At 69.0% G+C, this 3,825-nt stretch carries 2 protein-coding genes; both read right to left on the bottom strand.

The window, feature by feature from the left end:
• A partial coding sequence (locus K6I34_RS33310) for a hypothetical protein (RefSeq protein ID WP_229331779.1) occupies positions 1–2,219 on the bottom strand: 2,219 nt, incomplete at its 3' end.
• Positions 2,220–2,239: 20 nt separating this feature from the next.
• Positions 2,240–3,454, bottom strand: a complete 1,215-nt coding sequence (locus K6I34_RS33305) for a ComEC/Rec2 family competence protein (protein WP_229331778.1) — start codon at positions 3,452–3,454, stop codon at positions 2,240–2,242.
• Positions 3,455–3,825: the final 371 nt, after the last annotated feature.

Here is a 3,825-nt window from a genome sequence, read left to right as displayed (position 1 = left end):
GCCTCGGGGGCGTTTCCGGACAGGGGGATGTCCCCGGGCACAGGGGCATTCCCGGACACGGGGGCGCCGTCCTGCGTGATCGTCTTCGGCTGCGGCTGCCCCTGTGGTTGTGCGGGGACGGGGGCCTTGGCCTTGCGGCTGTCGCCCCGGACGACGACCGCGGTCGTCCCGGAATGCCCGGGCAGCAGAAGGTCGATCGTGAAGGCCATGCCCTTGCCCAGGCCGTCGGCGGGCAGCAGCGGCAGTGTGCCGTCGCTCGCCGCGAGCGCCTTGTTGAGCTCGGTGACACGATCGGCGCCGAGCTCGTCCGAGGCGAGCAGGACGCCCAGGCCGGTCACGCCGAGATCCTGTCCGTCGGGTATCTGCCCCCGCAGCAACGGCACGTCCGACAGCTTGGCGTCCAGCCCGATGCCCACGCGCACGGCCCAGGCACGGATGCCGCCCTTCGGCCGGTCCGACACGACGACGAGCGAGCCGCCGTCCTTCTCCTTCGAGTCCTTCGCGTCCTTCGCGGCGAGGACGATGGACTTGCGGGCGGACGCGTACCCGACCGTCAGCCCGGTGACCTTCCCCAGCCTGTTCAGTACCTCGGTGGCGGACGGGTCCGTCACGCCCAGCAGCGCGGCGAGGTCCTTGAAGGACACGCCCTCGGAGTCCTCCCATGTGGCGCTGAACTGCGCCTGCTGGGCGTCCTTCACGGTGAACGTCAGCACGCGAGACTTCTCCTGCCCCTGGGGGATCTCCAGGGAGAGGGTGCCTTCGTACTGCTGGTCGTAGCCGGACCCGCCGGAGTCGCCGGAGCCCTTGGTGAGGCCGATGGACAGTCCGAGGGTGGCCCGCGCCCCGCCGAGGGGGAACCCGCCGCTCAGGTCGAGCTGGAAGTAGCCGGCCTGGCTGTCGTACTCGACCGCGACCTGTTCCAGGGCGACATCTTCGAGGACCGGTGGCGGTGCGATGCCGAAGACGGAGAACAGGTCGCCCGGGGACACGTTGGAGGCATGGGCGGAGAGCTTCCAGCCGGAGCCGGTCGCCCACTCGCCGCGCACGTCCAGGTCCGCGCCGCCGAAATTCCACAGCCCGTCGAGCGACGCCGACGTCTCCGCGCCGGACCTGCCGACGGACAAGGTGACGTGGGACAGCGCGGCCTGGTCGGTGATCTGCCAGACGTCCGCGAGGCCGAGGTCGAAGCCGTAGCCGGGCCGGTCGCCGCCGAGCGCGCCCCACAGGGTCAGGTCGTCGACGGTCACGTCGGGCGCCGGGGCGCCAGGGAAGTACTTCTCGACCAGCGGCTTCAGGCGGAGGTGGTGGGTCAGCGACGCGCGGATCTCGCGGCCGGGCAGGGTGATCTCCACGTCCACGGCGGCGTCCTGGCCGAGCGCGACCTCGCCGCCGAGCACGGCCATCAGCTTGGGCTTGGCACTCCGCGGAAGGATGACCCCGAACTCCGCGTGCAGGTCCTCGACCACCAACTGCCCGTCGAACAGCGGCCACTGGATGCCCAGGGCCACCCGGAACCACATCGACAGCAGCCGCGCCGCTCCTCCGTCCTTGCCGGGGGCGAAGGAGACGGACAGAGCGGTGAGGGAGAGGCCCTTGGGGGCCGGGACGTCCTGCGGGAGCGCGAAGCCGTCGCCGTCCGGCGTGCCGCTCAGGTCGGCGAGGTGGGAGAGGTCCGTGAGGGACACCCCGTCGAACTCCCCCGCCATCTGCCACGCCTCGCCGTCCCGCGCGGGCTCGTACGCCCACAGGTACGGCTTGACGGAGGCGTCGGCCGCCGGGAAGTCCAGGGCCACGCCGACGCCGGTACGGGCGACGACCCGGGCGTCACGGCCGGGCTCGCACCCGAACACCAGGCGCGGGCCGCTCGGCTTGAGTGCGGCGAGGCTCGCGACAGCCGCGCGGGCGGCGTCGGAGAGGAGCGCGCTGTCGGCCGGGACTCCGGCTTCCACGCGGGCACCGGTCACGGAAACACCCTCGTCGTCGGCGACGAAGACGACACTGCCGGGTGTCGTCACCCCGCCCTTGAGGGAGACGGTTCCGTCGACCCGTAAACCGGTGGGATCGACGTGGGTGACATCGGTGAGAGCGAGTTCGCCGGTGCCCAGGTAGGTGGTGCACTGGGTGGTGAAGTCGGGCAGTTCGAGTGTGCCGGTGTCGAGCCGGAACGTCCCCTGCGTCTGGTCGAGAACCGCTTGCAGCGCGGCGACCGTGAGTGCCATGACGGGCTGCTCCTGCTCCTTCAGTTGCATTCGAGGTGGTATTTGCCGGGCTGGGGGTCGTCGAGGATCAGGTGCCAGTCGGTCCCGAGCCATTCGCCCTTCGGTTTGGGCTGCTGCTTGGTCGGGGGTGTGGTCGGGGGCATGTACGTGGTCATGGTCGTGCAGATACCGTCCTGCGTGCTGTGGACCACGAACTCCGACGGAGTCGCGTTCGGCACGAACGACGCGTAGTCGTGCTGCTGCTGAGGCAGGATGACGGGCTTCGGCCCGAGCACCGGGCGAATGGTGTTCAGGTGGGACTCGGTCGGCATGCCCGTACCGTTGAAGACTCCCGTTCCGGAGCTGATGAACACGGCGTCGGGAGAGGTGTAGGCGACCCAGTCCGGGCTCGACGCGTGCTCACTCCCGTGATGACCGGCCTTCAGCCAGAGATTGCTCTCCCGCTGGTATGTGTGCGCCATCAGGTCGGACCCCATCAGGAATTCCTCGACGCCACGCTCGGCATCGGCCATCAGCAGGACCTTCTGACGGTGATTGGAGCCCGCCGCGGGGGTTCCCGTGAGCATGAACACGAGGCTGGCGGCGTTCTTCCACGTCGACGGGCGGTCCTCGGTCCTGGACACCTCCTTCTTTTTCTTCTTCTTGTTGACGACCTCGGCGAAGAGGGAAGAACAGATGAGGGAGAGTTCCGGCAGTCCGCTCACGTGCGGGGCTATGTCGAAGGGCATGACGTCCGAGTACAGGCCGGCCGCTTCCGGCGGATTCTTGGTCAACTGCCCTTGCTGGAGCAGCTGGTACATGAAGCTCGTCGTACTGCCCCGGTGGTAGTCCTTCGGCTCACCCGTGTACCAGACGTTCTCGATGCCGAATCTCAGCCGGTTGTTCGTCGTATCCCAGAGCAGATCGCCGAGTTTGTTGTAGTGGTCGGCGTCCGAGTGGCTGAGGAACAGATAGTCCAGCCGATCCTTGGCCGCCCCGGCGTTCCGTCCCAGGCGGTCGGTGATGACGTCGCGGATGTGCCCGACCATCCGCTCCCCGGCCGTCCCGGGCTGTCCGACCGTGCTGTGATGGGCCACCGCAGGCTTCGCCCCGCAGTCGATCAGCGCGGCGGCCACGCCCTGACGGTTCGCCAGCGGAGAGACCCCACCTCCGCCACCACCGCCCACCACCTCGTAGAACCACAGGAACGTACAGTCCCCCTGGCCGACATTGAAGAAGATGACCTCGACCGGCATGCCGCCGCCTTCCGCCCCCGAAACCGACACGACCGCCCTGCGGCCACGCGGCCGCGCAGAGCGGATCACCGGGATGGCTTCGGGCTGGAGATACGCGGCAGCGCCGCGCGGAAGACGGCTCCCCCAGCACGATCTTCCGCGTACATGTCATCAACATCTCCGCAGGTGAGGCAAAGCGCGCACGGCTGACCAGCAGCAATCCAGCCACAACCGTGAGCACCGCCTCACTCTGTGTGAGGCCGGGTATCACCAGAATCCGTACGCCCGTTCATCCGATCCCGTCCACGGGGGCAGACCACGGATAATGTCTTGATCACGGCTGCCGGGGGCGTATCCACGCTCCCGCCGCCCCCCACGGCCCGTCCCGGCCC

Source organism: Streptomyces sp. UNOC14_S4 (assembly GCF_020740835.1).
Classification (GTDB): Bacteria; Actinomycetota; Actinomycetes; order Streptomycetales; family Streptomycetaceae; genus Streptomyces.
This window is presented reverse-complemented; position numbering and strand designations above follow the sequence as displayed.